Consider the following 17,647-nt stretch of genomic DNA (forward strand, 5'->3'; position numbering starts at 1 on the left):
CGGCGGCGGGTGGCCGCGCTCACTCGGCCGCGCGCCACGCCTGCTTGAGGGTGACCCGTCCCTGCGTCTGCAGCAGGGCCCGTCGGTAGAGGCGTTCGGCGAGCACGACCGTGACCGCCATCGCCCCGACCAGCAGCACGATGGCCGCCACCGGCTCCCAGGGGGCCGCGTCGCCCTGCAGCACCCGGATCGGCATCAGGACGCAGGAGAAGGGCGGGACGTACGACGCGACCGTCAGCGCCGTGCCCTCGAACAGGAACGAGCCGAAGAAGACGGCCATCATCAGGAACGACAGCGGGGTCGCCGTCGTCTGCAGGTCCTCGGCCCGGCTGGCCAGCGCCCCGGCGACCGCCCACCAGCAGGCGATGAAGCAGAACCCCACCAGGAAGAAGGCCACGAACCAGCCCACGCCCTCGGTGATCGCCGGCAGCAGGTCGGCGTGCTCGGTCAGGGAGATGCCGACCAGTCCGATCGCGACGATCACCGCGGTCTGGGCCACCGCGAGCACGGTGTTGCCGGCGATCTTGCCGATCAGCAGCTGTCGGACGGGGATCTTGGTGGTGATGATCTCGACGATCCGGTTGGCCTTCTCCTCGACGATGCTGCCGGACAGCGTGTAGCCGAAGCCGAGGGCCGCCATGTAGAACAGCAGCGCCAGGGCGATGCCCATGAACGTGGCGAAGCCCTGCTGCTCGGCGTCGCCGGCGAGGAGGTCGGTGTCGAGCCGGGTGCCCTGCTGGAGCTCCTCGACGGAGGTGCCGGCGGCCTCCGCGTTGGCGGCCAGCGCGGCGTTGCGCACCACGGTCTCGGCCGCGGCCGTCAACGCGTCGTCCGGTGGTTCCTCGTTGCCGACGAGGGCCCATCCGTCGTCGGCGGGCCGGAGCAGCACGTCGGCCGAACCGTCCTCGACGGCGGCGACGCCGGCGTCCTCGGAGTCGACCTCCGTGACCTCCACCCGCACGTCCTCGTCGACCTCGGGCACCTGGTCGGCCAGCAGCTGTGCGGTCCGCGCGGAGTCCGGGGTCGCCGCGACGCGGTAGGTGTCGGTGCCGCCCTCGGTGGCGATCTGCCAGCCCAGCAGGCCGACCACGATGCCGATCGTGAGCAGCGTCCCGACGAGGAACGCCTTGTCGGTGAGCTTGGTGATCACCTCACGCCGGGCCACGAGGAGCCAGGCGCGCTCCCCCGCGGGCGCGCCCGGCTCCCCCGTCGGGGTGGCGGTGCCGGTCGAGGTGTCGGAGTGCTGTGTGGTCGTCATGACGCGGTGACCTCCCGGTAGATCTCGGCCAGTGGTGTCTGGACGCGGGCGAGCTCGCGGACCTGTCCGCGCTGCAGTCCCTCGTCGAGCAGGGCCCGACGTACGCCGTCCCCGTCGTCGTCGGCGACCTCGAGCAGCGCGACCGGCCCGTCGACGTCGACGACGTGGAGGCCGCGCACGTCACGGACCCACCCGGCGTCGCGGTCGGTGACCAGCCGCAGCCTCTCCGGGCCGCGCGCCCGCAGGTCCTCGACCGTCCCCTGCGCGACCACCCGGCCGCCGGCCAGCACGACCAGCCGGTCGCAGAGCTGCTCGACGAGGTCGAGCTGGTGGCTGGAGAAGAGCACCGGCGTCGTCCGCGCCGTCTGCTCGCGCAGCAGGTCGACCATCGAGTCGACCGCGCGCGGGTCCAGGCCCGAGAAGGGCTCGTCGAGGATCAGCGCCTGCGGGGAGTTCATCAGCGCCGCGATGATCTGGACCCGCTGCTGGTTGCCCAGGCTGAGCTTCTCGACCCGGTCCCCGCTCCGCTCGCCGAGCCCGAAGCGCTCGAGGTGCTCCGACGCCGACGCGCGGGCGGCGGCCGCCGTCATGCCGGAGAGCTCGCCGAGGTACACGAGCTGGTCGAGGATCTTCTGCTTGGGGTAGAGGCCGCGCTCCTCGGGCATGTAGCCGAAGCGGCGGCGGTCGGCGGCGGTGATCGGGCGTCCCTCCCACAGCACCTCGCCGCCGTGCAGGCCGAGCAGCCCCATCATCATCCGCATGGTGGTGGTCTTGCCGGCGCCGTTGCCGCCGACGAAGCCCGTCAGCAGCCCCCGTGGGACGTCGAAGGAGACGTCGTCGACCGCGGTGGTGTCACCGAACCGGCGGGTCAGGCCTCGTGTCTGGATCATGGGCACCACGCTAGGGATCCCGCGGCGCTGCGTGATCCCTCGCAGGTCGGAGATCCGGTCTCCGGCTGGCGGTGGAGGGGGAGTCAGCCGGCCAGGCCGGCCCGGTGGGCGAAGACGACCGCCTGCACCCGGTCGCGCAGGTGCAGCTTGGCCAGGCAGTTCGAGACATGGGTCTTCACGGTCGCCTCGCCGACCACCAGTCGGGCCGCGATCTCGGCGTTGCTGAGTCCCTCGCCCAGCAGCACCAGCACCTCCCGCTCCCGCTCGGTCAGGAGGGCCAGCTGGGCCTCCTCCGCGGAGGCGCGGTCGGCCCGGCCGGCGCCGTCGGTCATCTGGGCGATCACGCGCCGGGTGACCTCGGGCGAGAGCAGGGCGTGCCCCTCGCCGACCGCCCGGACCGCGTCGACGAGCTGGTCGGGCTCGCAGTTCTTCAGCAGGAACCCGCTCGCACCGGAGTGCAGGGCCGCGAAGAGGTAGTCGTCGCGGTCGAACGTGGTGAGGATGACGACCTTGCCGAGGTCCTCGGCGACCAGGTCACCGGTCGCCCGGATCCCGTCGGTGCGCGGCATCTGCACGTCCATCAGCACCACGTCCGGCCGCAGCGCGCGAGCCTGCTCGAGGGCCTCGGTGCCGTCGCCGGCCTCGCCGACCACCTCGATGCCGGGCTCGACCGACAGGATCATCCGGAAACCGGACCGGACCAGTGCCTGGTCGTCGACCAGGAGCACGCGGAGCGGGTCAGCCACGCGTCGCCTCCGCGGCCCGGTCCCGCGCGTCCTGCTCGACCGGCGCGCCCGTGCTCCCCGCCACCAGGGGCAGCCGCACCCGCACCCGGTAGCCCCGGGTCGCCCGTGGCCCGATCTCGCACTCGCCGCGGTGGGAGGCCACCCGCTCGCGGATGCCCAGCAGCCCCAGGCCGGACCCGGACGTGCCGGAGCGCAGTCGCCCGTCGTCGAGCACCTCGACCTCGGCGAACGGCGTGGGACCGGACTCGCGCACCCGCAGCGTGACCGAGGCGTGCCCGGCGGTGGAGTGCCGGGTCACGTTGGCCAGGGCCTCCTGCGCCGTGCGGTAGAGGGACAGTCCGACCGCGGCGGGCAGCCGGCCTGCGGCTCCCGGCCGGTCCTCCACCGCGTCGTACGACGTCCGGAGACCTTCGCCGCTCCGGGACGACACGAGGTCGGGCAGGTCGGCGACGCCCGGGCCGGACGTGCGGGACGGCCCCGGCTCGCCCTCGGCCCCCGCCTCGATGTCACGCAGCGTCCCGAGCAGCGAGCGCATCTGGTCGACCGCCTCGCGGGAGCTCTCCTCGATCTCGCCGAGGGCGGCCGCGGCGGCGTCGGGGTCGCGGCCGAGCACCCGCCGCGCACCGGCGGCCTGCACCCCGATGACGGAGACGTGGTGGCCCACGACGTCGTGCAGCTCGCGGGCGATCCGCAGCCGCTCGTCGACCACCGCGCGGCGCCGCAGCGACTCCGCCTGCGCCGCGATGGTGCTGGCCTGGTCGGCGAGCTCGGCCCGCTGCCGGGCGCCGCGCCACGCGACCTGGCCGCCGACGATGGCGCCGAGGAAGTAGACCACGTTGACGACGAACGTCAGCAGCACCACCGCGGCGATGGGGCCGAGGAAGCCGGCGGTGTCGGGGACGCCCTCGTCGCCCAGCATCTCCTGCACGGCAGTCCCGAGCGCGAACTGCCAGGCGACCCAGCAGAGCATGAACACCAGGATCGCGCCGGAGACCAGCAGCGCCGTACGCCGGCTCCGGCCCCAGGCCATCGCCGAGAACAGCCCCACGAAGTAGCAGATCTGCAGCGACACCTGGCCCATGACCTCGGGCATGGTGACGCCGGTGACGAACATGTGGGCTGCCAGGTAGACGGCCACCACGAGGGGGAACCGGCGCCGCCAGATCAGCGCGAGCGCGCCCGCGGACAGCACCAGGTAGCTCACCCACCACGGGGCGTCGACGTCCTCGAGGGCACCCGCGCTGCGGGCCATCTCGAGGGTCAGCAGGCCCACCACCTCGACGACCGCACCGGTGACCAGGTCCCGCCGCCCGATCGCGGGGGTCGGCCGCGACCAGTCGTCGTCGAGCGCGAAGAACGCCCCGAGGCGGCTGCCGAGGGAGCGGCGGGTGGTGGGCATGCCTCCACCCTAGGGAGGGGACGGCCGCGCGACCTCCGTCGTACGGCGGAGATCGGTCTGCCGGCGGCGCGGTCCTCCGGCGACCAATGCGTGCGTCGCCGACATCGCGACACGTCGGCATCGCCGGCGCGTCGTCCGCTCACCTCTCGACGTTCTGGTCGGCCTGAGAGGTGCTCGGGGTGCCAGTGCCGGTGCCCGGAACGCGACGGATCCGGCCAGCGGGGTGGGCCCTGTACGTTCAGGAGTGTCGACGAGCGGAGGAGCGACCCGGTGATCGAGCTGACCGAGGGCCAGGAGGTCGCCCTCCCCGTCGTGGACGGCAAGCCCCTGAGCAAGGTGCAGATGGCCGTGGGCTGGGACCACGCCCCGACGGCCGGCTACATCGGCAGTGGAGCTGCGCCCATCGACCTCGACGCCTCAGCTGTGCAGTTCGCCGGTGGCCAGCTCTTCGACCTCGCCTTCTTCAACCATCTCGCGACCCGCGACGGCTCGGTGGTCCACCTGGGCGACAACACGACAGGCAAGGGCGACAGTGACGACGAGGTGATCACCGTCGACCTGAGTCGGGTCTACTCGAAGGTCGAGTCGATCCTGTTCCTGGTCACCAGCTATCAGGGGCACTCCCTGGAGTACATCCGCAACGCCTACTGCCGGCTCGTCGACGACAGCGACACCGAGCTGGCGCGCTTCACCCTCACGCTCGGGGTTCGGGAGACGGGACTCGTCATGGCGAAGCTGTTCCGCGACGGGTCGAGCTGGCGGCTCGGTGCGATCGGGACCGGCATCGACCTGAAGTCGCCGACGGACTCGATCGAGGCACTCCTTCCCTTCGTCTGAGCTTCACGGTCTCTTCGTCGGCGGGTACGGGGTCCTTCCCTGGGCGAGAGCGTCGGTGAGCTGCTCGATGCGGCGGGCGCGGGTCTCGGGGCGCACCGCGGTCTGGACGCGGTTCAGGAAGGCGAAGCGGTTGCGGCCGTCCAGCGCGGCGAAGGCGTCGGTGAGGCCGCGCGCGGCCAGGGCGTCGGCGAGGTCGTCGGGCACCACGGCGGCGGCCGGGCTGTCGTAGGCGGCGTCCCAGCGGCCGTCCGCCTTCGCCCTCTCCACCTCGGCCAGGCCGGCGGGGCGCATCCGCCCCTCGGCGGTGAGGCGCTCGATGCGCTCGCGGTTGATCTTCGACCAGACGCTCCTGGCGCGGCGCGGGGTGAACCGCTGCACGTACCACTCGTCGTCGAGCCGCCGGGCGATGCCGTCGATCCAGCCGAAGCAGAGCGCGACGTCCACGGCCGTCGTCCAGTCGATCGAGGTGACTCCGGTGCCCTTCTTGGCCATCCGCACCCAGACGTGCGAAGCGGTCGCCGCGTTGTCGACGAGCCATGCCTCGAACGCCTCGTCGTCCTCGAAGAACACCGCGTCGCTGTGGTCCATCGACATGACGGCACCCTAGGCCTCGCCGCCGACCGGCTGTTCCGTCGCAGCCATGACACCGCGACCGCGCACGAGGTGAAGGACGGCTGACGCCGTCAGTTGATGATCTCGCCCCGTTCGTCGGCGAGGATCGCGGCCAGCCGGTCGCGCCAGGCCTGCAGCGCCTCGGGGGTCTGACGGGTCCAGTCGAGCACCTCGCCGACCACCCGGAGCGGCTCGGTGCTGCGGTAGGACCGGGTGGGGTTGCCGGGGAACTTCTTGTCGGTCACGTTCGGGTCGTCCTCGAAGACACCGGTCGGCTCCACGGCGTACACCCGTGGCGGGGTGTCACCCGCGGCCAGCTCGGCGGCGAGGCCGGCGCCGTCGGGGAGCGCGGTGAAGTAGATGTGGTTCATCACCACCTCCGGTCGGTAGTTGGACCGGAAGCCGGCCGTGAGGAGGTCACCCACCCGCAGGTCCGCCTTCGTGCCGTGGAAGAACGGCCCCTCGTCCAGCACGTCGCTCACCGGGCCAGCCTAGGTGGACCCGACCGGGCCTGCGGGCCATGGCCGCTTCGGCGTTCGGGACAGAGCCTCACCGCGCGCCGACCGTGTCCAGCCAGTCGGCGAGAGCGTGCGCCCCGTGCGCCGATCGGTACCCGACATGACCGTCCGGACGCACGCCGGTGACACCGCGGCCCGGCCAGCTGTCGATGCGGTGGACGTTGACGCGCTGCCCGCGCAGGTCGGCGTGGAGTCTCCCTGTCTCCCGGGCCAGGAGCAGGTGGATTCCGGCCGAAGCGGTCAGGTCGTGCAGCCGCACCTGCCGACCCGCACACGTGACGACGCGGTCCGGCAGCCGGTCGCCGGGGCGCGGCCCTCGCCCCAGGCGCCCGTCGGTCACCGACAGGGCGCTCCCCGGGTAGCGAACCCACGGCTGCGAGAGCAGGGTGACCACGAACGCCATCGCTTGGGGCCGTCGCAGCACCGCCGGGAGCAGCGGCGCCACCCGTGGCAGCACCGAGCCCCGCAGGAGCCGGGGCAGCGAGTGGGTGGACGCCTCGGCGAAGAAGGCGACGTGGGTGAGCGCGAGCGCCTGCCGCGCCGCGGGGTGTCGTTCCTTGTCGTAGGAGTCCAGCAGTGAGACACCCGCGCGGTCGGCGTACGCGAGCTTCCACCCGAGGTTGACGGCGTCGACGATGCCCGTGTTCATGCCCTGGGCGGCAGCCGGTGAGTGCGTGTGGGCGGCGTCCCCCGCGAGGAAGAGCGGCCCTTGCCGAAACGCCCCGGCAAGGCGGTGCTGGAGTCGCACCCTCGCCGACCACGGCATCTCCACGATCTGTGCCTCCAGTCCGGCCTCGTCGATGAGGGCCTGCACCTCAGCGGCGGAGACCGCCCCGCCGGGCTGGCCGAACGGCTGGTCGCCGTCGCGGGACGGGCGGGTTCCGAGCAGTCGCCAGGTCGCCCCCTCGCCGAGGGCGAACAGGAACAGCAGGCCCGTGCGGCCGACGACCACGTGCAGGAGGTCCGGCGTGAGATCGGCCTCGATCTCGAGGTCGGCGAGCACGACCTCCTCCCGGTAGGGCCCACCCTCCCAGGCGATCCCGGCGGCGCTCCGCACCGTGCTGCCGGCACCGTCACAGCCGACGACGTACCGCGGTGACGCCGTCTCGGGGCCCTGTCGGGTCCTCAGGATGGCGTGCGTGCGCTCGTCGGCCACGTCGATCGCCTCGAGCTCCGAGCCCCACCCCACCTCGACGCCGCGCTGGCGCAGCGCCTCGATCAGTACCTCCTCGACGTCCGCCTGTCGCACCATCGTCAGGTGGGGGTACGGCGTGGCCCGCATCGGCGCCTCCGCCAGCCTGACCTCCACGACCCGGTGGTCGAGGTGAAGCTGGGCGCGTGGGCTCCGGTCGGCACGCTCGAGCAGCGCCGGCACCACCCCGAGCGGCCGCAGGCACTCGAGGGTCCGGGACTGCATGATCATGGCGCGCGAGCGGCGGAACGCCTCGCTCCGGCGATCGACGACGCGCACGGGTGCGCCGTGGTCGAGGGCCTGTAGGGCCAGGGTCAGACCGGTGGGCCCGGCCCCCACGACGAGCACGTCCGGGACGCTCATGACGTCCCGACCAGGCGCCACCATTGGGGGTCCGCAGGTCCCGGCCGGTCCCGGACGAGGAGGCCCGGGTCCGCGAGCAGGTCGTCGCGTCTGAGCCCGGGCACGACCTGGAAGTCGATCGAGCTCGGCTCGCTCACCAGCGCCAGCACCCGCCACAGAGATCGTGCGTAGTGCTCGGCGCGGTCGGCGCCGTCCCACTCGTAGACGCCGCGGTAACGACCGTGCTCGTCCTGGGCGAGCCACAGCTTGGACACGAACCCCGGGAACCCCACGAACAACGGGGTGTTCAACCAGCTCTCCCACCGGAACAGGACGTGTCCGGGGCCACGGACCAGGCGGAGCCTGAAGGACACGACCAGGAGGCACGGCTCGACCGGTGGCCGCACGACCACGGTCTCGCGGTAGACATCGCCGGTGCTCCCGTCGGCGAACCGCAGGCGACGGCCCACGTTGACGCGTGGCCAGCGGACGACACCGCTGGCCAGCATCCGCACCGACTCGAGGAAGCAACGAGCGACCGCACGCCACGCCACCGGAGGTGGCAGCGGTCCCTTCTGGTGGCCGACGGTCGATGCCGGCCCGTCCGGGCTCATCGGCGGATCCTCTCGTCCGACGGGTGGAGACGGAGTCCCTCCAACGCAACCTCACGAGCTCGTCGCCGACGAGGGGCCTTGGTCCCTACCGTGGATGACGGTCGACCGGGACGAGGTACGACGCGCAACGCACCTACAGCCAGCCGCGCTCCTCGGCGGCGCGCGCGGCCTGCGCCCGGGTGGTCGTGCCGGTCTTGCCGATCGCCGCCGACAGGTGGTTGCGGACGGTGCCGGCCGAGAGGTGCACGCGAGCGGCGATCGTGGCGACGGGTGCTCCCGAGAGCGTCTCGCGCAGGACCTCGCGCTCACGGGGGGTCAGCGGATTGGGTCCGCCTACGAGCGACTCGGTGGCGAGAGCGGGGTCGATCACGCGGAGGCCTGCGTGCACGCGTCGTACGGCGTCGGCGAGCTCCGCCGCGGGGGTGTCCTTGATGACGAAGCCGCTGGCGCCGGCCTCGAGCGCGCGGCGCAGGTAGCCCGGCCGGCTGAACGTGGTGACGATCAGCACCCGCGTGCGCGGGTCGTCGCGTCCCGCGAGGTCGGCCGCGACCTCGATGCCGTCGCGGCCGGGCATCTCGATGTCGAGCAGGCAGACGTCGGGACCGGTACGCCGGACCGCGTCGGCCACCTCGTCGCCGCGTCCGACCTCGGCGACCACCTCGATGTCGGGCTCCAGGCCGAGGAGGGCGGCCATCGCCCCCCGCACCAGGGCCTGGTCGTCGGCGAGCAGGACCCTGATCGGTCCGCTCACAGCTGCACCCGCAGGGTCGTGCCGGTGCCCGTCTCCGGGTCGCCGATGTCGACGGTGCCGCCCGCGGTGGCGGCGCGCTCCCGCAGCCCCCGCAGGCCGTTGCCCTCGGGCCGTCCGTGCCGACCGTGGCCGTCGTCGCTGACGACCAGCCAGTCGGACCCCACCTCGATGCAGCACCGCGACGCCCCGCTGTGGCGTACGACGTTCGTCACCGCCTCGCGCAACGACCAGGCGAGCACGATGCGGTGGCGCGGGTCGACCACCGTCGGGTCGTCGGGCAGCCGGGCGTCGATGCCGGCGTCGGTCAGGGCGGTGCGGCTGGCCTCGAGCTCGTCGGCCAGGCGGGCGACCCGCAGCCCACCGACCGTCGCCCGGATCTCGGCCAGGGACTGCCGGGTCAGGTCGCGGATCTGGGCCAGCTCGGCCTTGGCGCGCTCGGGGTCGGCGTCGACCAGCCGCTCGGCCAGCTCGGCCTTGACCGTGAGCACGGTCAGCGAGTGGCCCAGGACGTCGTGCACGTCGCGGGCCACCCGCTCCCGCTCGGCCACCAGGGCCAGGTCAGCGACGGTCTCCCGGTGCCGCAGGCCCCACGTCTCGAGCTGCCGCACCACGACGCCGACGGTGCCGACCAGCACGACGATCCCGACCAGGAACCACGCACCGTCCTGGCCGGACTCGATGACGACCACGACGACGGCGACCAGCAGGACGGCCCAGACCGCAAGCCCCTCGCGCAGGGGCAGCAGGAAGACGGCGAGGGAGACGACGAACGGCGCCATGCCGAGCGCCTCCACCCCCAGCAGGGCCGCCGTGCCGACCATCAGCGCAGTGGTGACCCCCACGTGGGCCCAGGCGCGCCGCGGCTCCTCGCTGAGCGCGCCCACCCGCACGAAGCCGTGGAGGTAGACCGCTGCGAAGACCACCACCAGCGCGACGGCGAGCGCCCGGAGGGCCACCGGCTGGTCGCTGGTGAACGCCGCGGCCAGCGGGAACCCGAGGAACACCAGCCAGATCGCGCCCATCACCCAGCCGTATCGGTCCCAGGGGTCCTGGGCCGGCTCGGCCCGGGCGACGGCCACGTCGGGCGGGGAGCTCACTGGCGCTCGCGACCCCGGCGCACCAGCCACACCGCCACCAGCGCGAAGATCGTCGCCCATGTGCTCACGTTAGCGACGGCCATCCACAGCGGATCGTGGTCGCCGTTCTCGAGGTGACCCTCGGTGAGCGGGTAGCGCGCCAGGGCGACGTAGCCGTAGAGCGGGGTGAACTTCGCGATGGCGAGCATCACGCCGCTCAGCGGGAAGAAGATGTTGCCGAGGAAGGCCAGCACCACGAGGATGCCGCTCGCGCCGCCGACCGCCGCCTCGGTGCGGAAGAACAGACCCACCGCCAGGCCGTAGAGCGCGAAGACGGAGGCGCCGACCAGCACGACGAGGGCGCTGAGCGTCCAGGCCCCGACGGTGCCCTCGGCGCCGGTGAACCACGCGAGCAGGTAGATCAGGACGACGGGGATGGCGGCGACCACGAGCCCGAGCAGTGCCTTGACGGCGACGAACGACGGGTCGCGCAGCGGGGTCAGGCCGAGCTGGCGGCCCCAGCCCTGGAGTCGCTCGACCGCCGCCATGCCGCCGACCCCGGTGGTCGCGGTGACCGCGCCGTACGCCGCCATCGAGATCGCGATGTAGAGCACGACGTTGCCGTTGCCGATGTCCTGGTCGGCGAACCCCTGGGTGCCGAAGATGAGGAAGAAGAACGCCGGCAGCAGCGCGATGAAGAAGACGCTGACCCGGTCGCGGAAGAAGCGTCTCAGCTCGAGCCGCAGGAAGGTGCGGTTCACCAGGCCCGGGGCGGTCTGCCGGAGCGGGTGGGTGCGGGGACGGTCCTCGGTGGTGGTCGTGGTGGTCATCGGGCGGCCTCCGTCTCGGGTTCGGGTCGGGTCGTGGGCGGGTGTGATGTGGTCTCGGCTGCGGCGGTGATGGCGAGGAAGGCGCTCTCGAGGCTGCCGGTGGTGATCTCCAGCTCCGAGCCGTGGAGCTCGGTGAGCAGGGCGAGGGCCACCGCGTCGGAGTCGGTGCAGCGCACACGCACCCGGTCGGCCAGCTGCTCCACCTCGGCGACGTCGGCGCGGGCGTGCAGCCGGGCCACGGTGGCGTCGTGGTGCGCGGCGGGAAGCGTGGCGGAGACGGTGCGACCCGTCGCCCGGGCGCGGATCTCGGCGGTCGGCCCGTCGGCGACGGTCCGCCCCTGGGCCATCAGCACGATCCGGTCGGCGAATGCGTCGGCCTCCTCGAGGTAGTGGGTGGCGAAGACGACCGTGCGGCCGGCGTCCGCGTCGGCGTGCATCGTCGCCCAGAACTCCCGCCGCGCCGTGACGTCCATCCCCGCCGTGGGCTCGTCGAGCACGAGCAGGTCGGGATCGGGCAGCAGCGCCAGGGCGAAGCGCAGTCGCTGCTGCTCCCCACCCGAGCACTTCGCGACCATGCGCCCGCCGATGTCGCTGATGCCTGCCCGGTCGAGCACCTCGTCGACGGGTCGGGCGTCCGGGTGCAGGCCGGCCACCAGATCGGCGGTCTCGCGCACGGTCAGGTCACGGAGCAACCCACCGGTCTGCAGGACGGCGGAGACCCGGCCGGCGACGACGGCCTCACGCGGATCGGCGCCGTACACCCGCGCGGTGCCGCCGGTCGGAGCGGTCAGGCCCAGCACGATGTCGAGCGTGGTGGTCTTGCCGGCGCCGTTCGGCCCGAGCAGCGCCACCACCTCACCGGTCCGGATCGTCAGGTCCAGCCCGCGTACGGCGTGCACGTCCTCGCCGTCGCGGGCCCGGAAGGTCTTGGTCAGTCCGGCGATCTCGATCGCGGGAGTCGGTGTCGTCGTCATGTGTCGAGCGTGCCCGTGCCCGAGCGAGGACACCTCGACGCAGCGTCACGCTCTGCCCATGACAGGTGTCATGCCCCGCTGTCCGGGGCGCGAGACCTCAGCTGGTCCAGGCGCGCCAGAGCGCGGCGTACTCGCCGTCCTCGAGGTCGACCAGCTCGTCGTGGCTGCCGAGCTCGGCGATCCGGCCGTCGATGACCACGGCGATCCGGTCGGCGTCGTGGGCGGTGTGCAGCCGGTGGGCGATCGCGACCACCGTGCGCCCGTCGAGCAGCGAGTGCATGGACCCCTCGAGGGTGCGCGCGGTGCGAGGGTCGATCAGCGACGTCGCCTCGTCGAGCACCAGGGTGTGGGGGTCGGCGATGATCAGCCGGGCGAGCGCGATCTGCTGCGCCTGCGCGGGCGTCAACGAGAACTGTCCGGACCCGATCCGGGTGTCGAGGCCCTGCGGCAGGCGCTCGACCCAGTCGCGGGAGCCGACCGCCGAGAGCGCGGCCCAGACCGCCTCGTCGGTCGAGTCCTCGCGGGCGAGCACGATGTTGTCGCGCACCGACCCGATGAAGACATGGTGCTCCTGGGTCACCAGCGCGACCTCGGTGCGCAGCACCTCCAGCGGCAGCTCGACCAGCTCGACGCCGCCGACCGTGGCCGAGCCGGTCCGCGGTCGGTTGATGCCGGAGAGCAACCGTCCCAGCGTCGACTTGCCCGAGCCGGAGGGCCCGACGACCGCGAGCCGTTCGCCGGTGCGCAGGTCGAGGTCGACGCCGTGCAGCACGTCGTGGCCGTCGCGGTAGGCGAACCGCAGGTCGCGGCCCTCCAGGTGCGGGCCGTGGGGCCGGGCGTCGCCGGGCTCCCGGTCCGGGGGCACCTCCGCGATGCCGAGCAGCCGGGCGGTCGAGGTGGCGCCGACCTGCAGCCGGTCGAGCTCGCCGACCAGCCGGTCGAGCGGACCGCTCAGCGCCTCGACGTACAGCACCGCGGTGGTGATCTGGCCGAGGGACAGCCAGCCCTGGGCGAAGCCCCACGCGCCGACCACGAGGGTGACCACGCGGGGAGTGTTGAACGCGATGTCGATGACGGCGAACAGCAGGTTGCGCAGCGACATCGTGTAGCGCTCGGCCTGCGCCGAGACCTCGATGTCGTCGTCGCCCTGGCGGACGCGGCTGTCGGGCAGGCCGAGCGCCTCGACGGTGCGGGCACCCTCGACGGTCTCGGTGAGCGTGGTGTTGATCCGGGAGTACGTCGCCCCCTCGGTGATGTAGCCGCGGGGCGCGGTCCGCAGGTAGCTGCGCACGGCGAAGTAGCTGGTCCCGATCACCAGCAGCGACGGCACGGCGAGCAGCACCGAGTTGAGGAGCATCGCGGCGACCGACAGGACCACGGTCAGCAGCGAGATGATCGCCATCGGGACGCCGAACTGCACCGAGTGGCTCATGGTGCTCACGTCGCGGGTCACCCGGGTCACCAGGTCGCCGGTGCTGGCGCTCTCCACCTGCCCGAGCGGCAGCCGCAGGATCACCCGCACGATGTACTCGCGGGCGGAGGCGAGCAGGTCCTGCCCGAAGAGGGTCGAGGTGGCCTGCGCGAAGAACGTGAGCACGGCCTGGGCCACCACCACGCCCACCACCAGCCACGCGAGCCGGTCGAGGCCGGCGCCGTCCCCGTCGACGGTGAGGTCGACGAGGTCGCCCAGCAGCGCGGGAACGACGAGCCCGGCCGCTGCGGCGAGCGCGTTGAGCACGACCAGCGCCACGAACATGCCGCGCCGCTCCCGGATCAGCCCCTGGAAGAACGTGAGCACCGCCCGGTCGCCGGCGACCGGCCATCCCCGTTCGGGGCGGCGGGACCCGAGGTAGACCCGGTCGGCCTCCTCCCGGCGCAGGTGGTGGCGCATCCGCCACGCGGCCAGCCGTTCGCGGGCTGCTGCGTCGCGTGGGGGTCGCAGCCGCGGGTCGACCACCGGCGGGTCGTGAGTGTGGTCGGACCAGGTGTCCTCGGAGGTGGCGAGGAGATCCGCGATCATGACAGCACCTCCTCGTCGATCGCCCGGGCGACGACGGCGCGGTAGGCGGGGTCACCGGCGAGCAGGTCGTCGTGACGGCCCTCGGCGACGACCAGGCCGCCGTCGAGCAGCACCACCCGGTCGGCGTGGTGGAGCCACAGCGGCGACACCGTGCACACCACGGTGGTCCGGCCGGCACGGAGGCGGGCGACCCGCTCGGCGATCCGGGCCTCGGTGTGCGCGTCGACCGCCGAGGTGGGCTCGACCAGCACCAGCACGGGGGCGTCCGAGCCCAACGCCCTGGCCAGGACGACCCGCTGCCGCTGGCCGCCCGACAGGCCGCGGCCGCGCTCCTCCAGCTCTCCCTGCCATCCGCCCGGGAGCGCGTCGTACACGTCCTCGGCGTTGGCGGCGAGCAGGGCCTCCTCGGCCTCCCGGCGGGTCAGCCGCCGGTGGGGGTCGACGGCGTCCTGGAGGGTGCCGGCGAACAGCTGGCTGCCGGTGTCGCTGACCAGGATCGTGCGTCGTACGTCGGCCAGGGTCGCGTCGGCCAGGTCGACGTCGCCGAGACTGGCTCCCCACGGCCCGCGGGTGCGGTCGGCGTCCTGGGCGGCGATCTCGGCGCGGCGACGGGCGCGCTCGGACCGCGCCCTCCGGGCCGCACGGCCCGTCAGCCCCTCCTCGAGCTCCTCGCTCACCGGGTCGGTGTCCGGCGGCAGGTAGCGGCCGAGCCGGTCGGCGAGCCGGGCCGACTCGTCGGGGACCGCGCTCACCACGACCGTCAGCTCGCCGGGGTGTGCGGTGAACCCGCTGCGCCCGTCTGTCAGCCCGGCCGCCGGGTCGAGTCGCAGGGGCTCGTCCGGGTCGCGCCACGGTGGGGCGGGCTCGAAGATGGCGATCGCCTTGCGGGCGCTGACCATGGCGCGGGTGAGCTTCTGCGCGAACTCGAAGAAGGTCCGGATCGGCCCGATGAGGTACAGCCCGTAGCCGAGGAAGCTGACCAGCTGGCCGATGGTGAGTCGGCCCGCGAGCACCTCACGGGTGCCGAGCCAGAGCAGCAGCACCAGGAAGACGCCGGAGAAGAGCACGCCGAGCGCCTCGATCAGGGCCTGCCACATGCCGGCCCCCACGCCCGCGGCGCGGGAGCTCTGCGACTGGGCGGCGTAGTTGCGGCCGAACGTCCGCTCGCCGCCGATGCCCCGCAGGATGCGCAGCCCGGCCACGATGTCCGTCGCCATGGACGTGAGGTCGGAGTTGCGGGTGCGCTCCAGCTCCTGGCGGCCGTGGAGCGGACGCAGGAACGGCAGCGCGACGCCGACCAGGACCGGGGCCGCCAGCAGGACGGTCACCCCGAGCAGCGGCGAGGTGTACATCACGATCGCGGCCACGGCGAGGAAGGAGACCAGCTGCGACCCGGCGCGGGCGATGATCTCGGTCATCGCCCCGAACTCGTCGGAGTCGCTCGAGGCGACGCTGAGGATCTCCCCGGTCGGCGACCTCCTCGGCAGCACGTGGCCCATCTGGGCCGCCTTGCGCGTCACCATCTTCGTGGTGCCGTAGAGGCTGATCAGCCAGCTGCGCACCACGAGGGTGTGCAGCGAGATGCCGAACACCGCACCGATCAGCGTCACCACGAGCAGGACCGCTGCGCCGACGGCGACGGCCAGTGGGTCGTCACCCACGATCCCGGCGTCGATGGCCCGGCCGAAGACCCACGGGCCGACGATGAGCGGCAGCTGCCAGAGCACGCCGAAGCCCACCCCGATCGAGATCAACGCGGTCTGCTGGCGGAGCATCCACAGCAGGAACCGGCCCGGACTGCGGGTGTCCGGGGGCGCGCCGACCCGGTCCCCCTCGGGGGACCAGAACGTCGTCACGAGGGGCGGGAAGTCACGCATGGCACCCCCGAGCGTAGGACCGCGGGGCACCCGGACGCGACGGGATTTCCTGGGGGTGGCGGCAGGTCACGCGAGGGACGCTAGGACCTCACGCGCGGTTGAGCTCAAGCTGCGAGCCGTGAGGGAAGTGGAGCAGTGAGGACGCGGAACGGCCCCGGGCCCTGGTGGACTCGGGGCCGCTCGCGCCCGGGTGACCGACGTTCAGACCGTCACTTGACCGCGACGAAGGTGTCGTCGCTCAGCATGCCCGGGGAGACGGCCAGGACGCCGTCCTGCCAGGTGTCCGCCGGGACCTCGAGCAGCTGGTCGCCCGTGACGGAGGCTCCGTTGAAGACGGTCTTGAGGGAGTCGAACTCGTTCTCCGCGATGAACATGGTCGACCCGCTCGTGGAGTCGATCGTGGTGCCGTCGGGGGAGACGAAGTCGACCGTCGCCCACGGGGTCGAGCCCTGCTCGTCGTCACCGTTGTAGGTGGCGGTCATGTTGATCGCGAGCAGCACCGAGCCGGCGGCAGGGGTCTCGCCCATCGAGTCCGCCCTGACCGTCTTGACCGAGTTGATCTTCACGGTCCAGTCGTCGCCGGTGATGCCGGAGCCGAGGGGTGCCGGGTTGTCGCGCGTCGTGCCGAGCTCGGCGTCGGAGCCGGCCTTGTCCTCGGACGCGGCCTCGTTGCCGGAACCCGAGGGAGTCTCGACCCTGGTGCTGGTCGTCTGGTCGATGGCCTCGTCGACGGCGCTGACGAACACCACGTTGATGAGCACGGCGAAGATCACGGCCAGGGCGCCGAGGACGATGCCGGCAATCGCGAGCCCCTTGCCCGCGTTCACCTTGCTGGACTTGGCGAGGCCGACACCGGCCAGGACCACGCCGAGCACGCCGAGGATGATGCCGACGACGTTGAGGAACGGGATCCACGAGGTGAGCAGGCCCAGCAGGCCGAGCACGAAGCCGGCGATCGCGAGACCGTTGCTGCCCTTCGGCGGGACGGGGGCGTAGGTTCCCGTCTGAGGAACGTGGGCAGACTGTTCTGTGTAGGACATGGGTTCTCCATCTAGGTCGTCGAGCGCCCCGAATCGGTCAACGAGCGCCTCTCGCTCGGCGAGACGGGAGAACGTTAGTTTCGGAAACGTCGCGCGCGTGGCGAAACGCGTGAAGCCGCCGCAGGTGACCCCGGGGGGTGCGCAGATCAGCCCAGGTGTGCCGTCATCCGGATGGAGACGAGGAGTCCCGGTATCTCGGCTCCCAGCCTGGCTGCGTAGCGGGCCGGCGGATCAGCCGGGAACCAGCGGGCGTACTCCTCGTTCATGCCCGCGAAGTCGCCCGGATCGGTGAGCAGCACGCCGACCTCGACGACGTCGTCGAGCGTCGCCCCGGCCTCTCGCAGGATCGCCTCGCAGTTCGCCAGCGCCTGGCGGGTCTGGGCCTGGATGGTGTCACCGGCCATCTGGCCGCTGCTCGGGTCCATCCCGGTGGTCCCCGAGACGAAGACCTGGGAGCCGGCCTTGACTCCCTGGCTGAACAGCGGCGAGCTCGGTGCGCTCGATGTCGTGATGGTCTGACGCGGCATCCGGGACCTCCCGGCCGATCGTCCCACGGTCCGAGGGGCCGGGGAAGGTCCTCCTCAGGGGCCATGGTCGGAGGAGGGGGTGTGGGCCCCGACGTCTGACCACGAGTCGTCCACAGGGGCCCTTGGATGCCGGTTCTCCACAGG

General features: G+C 72.7%; 17 protein-coding genes. 1 reads left to right on the forward strand and 16 read right to left on the reverse strand.

Features of this window, described 5'->3' with window-relative positions; translation table 11 throughout:
* Positions 1 to 19: 19 nt before the first annotated feature.
* From ACQ1X7_RS01935 to ACQ1X7_RS01950, 4 genes are all read right to left on the reverse strand, one after another.
* Entirely contained in the window at positions 20 to 1,258 is a 1,239-nt protein-coding gene (locus ACQ1X7_RS01935; protein WP_432476457.1) for an ABC transporter permease, read from the reverse strand.
* Positions 1,255 to 2,148, reverse strand: coding sequence for an ABC transporter ATP-binding protein (locus ACQ1X7_RS01940; protein WP_432476458.1), 894 nt, complete (start codon positions 2,146 to 2,148; stop codon positions 1,255 to 1,257). The genes ACQ1X7_RS01935 and ACQ1X7_RS01940 overlap by 4 nt, the downstream gene beginning before the upstream one ends.
* Before the next feature lie 83 nt (positions 2,149 to 2,231).
* Positions 2,232 to 2,894: a response regulator gene (locus ACQ1X7_RS01945; protein ID WP_432476459.1), complete on the reverse strand. Its 663-nt coding sequence runs from the start codon at positions 2,892 to 2,894 to the stop codon at positions 2,232 to 2,234.
* Positions 2,887 to 4,293, reverse strand: a complete 1,407-nt coding sequence (locus ACQ1X7_RS01950) for a sensor histidine kinase (RefSeq protein WP_432476460.1) — start codon at positions 4,291 to 4,293, stop codon at positions 2,887 to 2,889. Before ACQ1X7_RS01950 ends, ACQ1X7_RS01945 begins: the two co-directional genes overlap by 8 nt.
* A 270-nt stretch (positions 4,294 to 4,563) precedes the next feature.
* Here ACQ1X7_RS01950 and ACQ1X7_RS01955 point away from each other — a divergent pair, with 270 nt between their 5' ends.
* The gene (locus ACQ1X7_RS01955) at positions 4,564 to 5,130 is read left to right on the forward strand and encodes a TerD family protein (RefSeq protein WP_432476461.1); all 567 of its coding nucleotides are present in this window, start codon (positions 4,564 to 4,566) and stop codon (positions 5,128 to 5,130) included.
* Positions 5,131 to 5,133: 3 nt separating this feature from the next.
* Here the strand turns inward: ACQ1X7_RS01955 and ACQ1X7_RS01960 are convergent, their stop codons facing one another.
* The 12 genes from ACQ1X7_RS01960 to ACQ1X7_RS02015 form a co-directional block, all read right to left on the reverse strand.
* Entirely contained in the window at positions 5,134 to 5,724 is a 591-nt protein-coding gene (locus ACQ1X7_RS01960; protein WP_432476462.1) for a YdeI/OmpD-associated family protein, read from the reverse strand.
* Positions 5,725 to 5,813: 89 nt separating this feature from the next.
* Positions 5,814 to 6,224, reverse strand: a complete 411-nt coding sequence (gene arr, locus ACQ1X7_RS01965) for an NAD(+)--rifampin ADP-ribosyltransferase (RefSeq protein WP_432476463.1) — start codon at positions 6,222 to 6,224, stop codon at positions 5,814 to 5,816.
* A 67-nt stretch (positions 6,225 to 6,291) separates the two neighbouring features.
* On the reverse strand, positions 6,292 to 7,815 hold the full coding sequence (locus ACQ1X7_RS01970) for an FAD-dependent monooxygenase (protein WP_432476464.1): 1,524 nt from the start codon (positions 7,813 to 7,815) through the stop codon (positions 6,292 to 6,294).
* On the reverse strand, positions 7,812 to 8,408 hold the full coding sequence (locus tag ACQ1X7_RS01975) for a hypothetical protein (RefSeq protein WP_432476465.1): 597 nt from the start codon (positions 8,406 to 8,408) through the stop codon (positions 7,812 to 7,814). The genes ACQ1X7_RS01970 and ACQ1X7_RS01975 overlap by 4 nt, the downstream gene beginning before the upstream one ends.
* Before the next feature lie 133 nt (positions 8,409 to 8,541).
* The gene (locus ACQ1X7_RS01980; RefSeq protein ID WP_432476466.1) at positions 8,542 to 9,159 is read right to left on the reverse strand and encodes a response regulator transcription factor; all 618 of its coding nucleotides are present in this window, start codon (positions 9,157 to 9,159) and stop codon (positions 8,542 to 8,544) included.
* Positions 9,156 to 10,256, reverse strand: coding sequence for a sensor histidine kinase (locus ACQ1X7_RS01985; RefSeq protein ID WP_432476467.1), 1,101 nt, complete (start codon positions 10,254 to 10,256; stop codon positions 9,156 to 9,158). The genes ACQ1X7_RS01980 and ACQ1X7_RS01985 overlap by 4 nt, the downstream gene beginning before the upstream one ends.
* Positions 10,253 to 11,065 carry an ABC transporter permease gene (locus ACQ1X7_RS01990; protein WP_432476468.1) on the reverse strand — a complete coding sequence of 271 codons (813 nt, stop codon included), beginning with the start codon at positions 11,063 to 11,065 and terminating at the stop codon, positions 10,253 to 10,255. Before ACQ1X7_RS01990 ends, ACQ1X7_RS01985 begins: the two co-directional genes overlap by 4 nt.
* A complete protein-coding gene (locus ACQ1X7_RS01995) occupies positions 11,062 to 12,039 on the reverse strand; it encodes an ABC transporter ATP-binding protein (RefSeq protein ID WP_432476469.1) in 978 nt (325 codons plus the stop codon). The genes ACQ1X7_RS01990 and ACQ1X7_RS01995 overlap by 4 nt, the downstream gene beginning before the upstream one ends.
* 97 nt (positions 12,040 to 12,136) lie before the next feature.
* Positions 12,137 to 14,059 carry an ABC transporter ATP-binding protein gene (locus ACQ1X7_RS02000; protein ID WP_432476470.1) on the reverse strand — a complete coding sequence of 641 codons (1,923 nt, stop codon included), beginning with the start codon at positions 14,057 to 14,059 and terminating at the stop codon, positions 12,137 to 12,139.
* Positions 14,056 to 15,936 (reverse strand): ABC transporter transmembrane domain-containing protein, encoded by a 1,881-nt coding sequence (locus ACQ1X7_RS02005; protein ID WP_432476471.1) that lies wholly within the window; start codon positions 15,934 to 15,936, stop codon positions 14,056 to 14,058. Before ACQ1X7_RS02005 ends, ACQ1X7_RS02000 begins: the two co-directional genes overlap by 4 nt.
* Before the next feature lie 209 nt (positions 15,937 to 16,145).
* Positions 16,146 to 16,976 (reverse strand): hypothetical protein, encoded by an 831-nt coding sequence (locus tag ACQ1X7_RS02010; protein WP_432476472.1) that lies wholly within the window; start codon positions 16,974 to 16,976, stop codon positions 16,146 to 16,148.
* Between the two features lie 146 nt (positions 16,977 to 17,122).
* Positions 17,123 to 17,503, reverse strand: a complete 381-nt coding sequence (locus ACQ1X7_RS02015; RefSeq protein WP_432476473.1) for a RidA family protein — start codon at positions 17,501 to 17,503, stop codon at positions 17,123 to 17,125.
* Positions 17,504 to 17,647: the final 144 nt, after the last annotated feature.

Source organism: Nocardioides sp. GXQ0305 (assembly GCF_050880345.1).
GTDB lineage: Bacteria > Actinomycetota > Actinomycetes > Propionibacteriales > Nocardioidaceae > Nocardioides.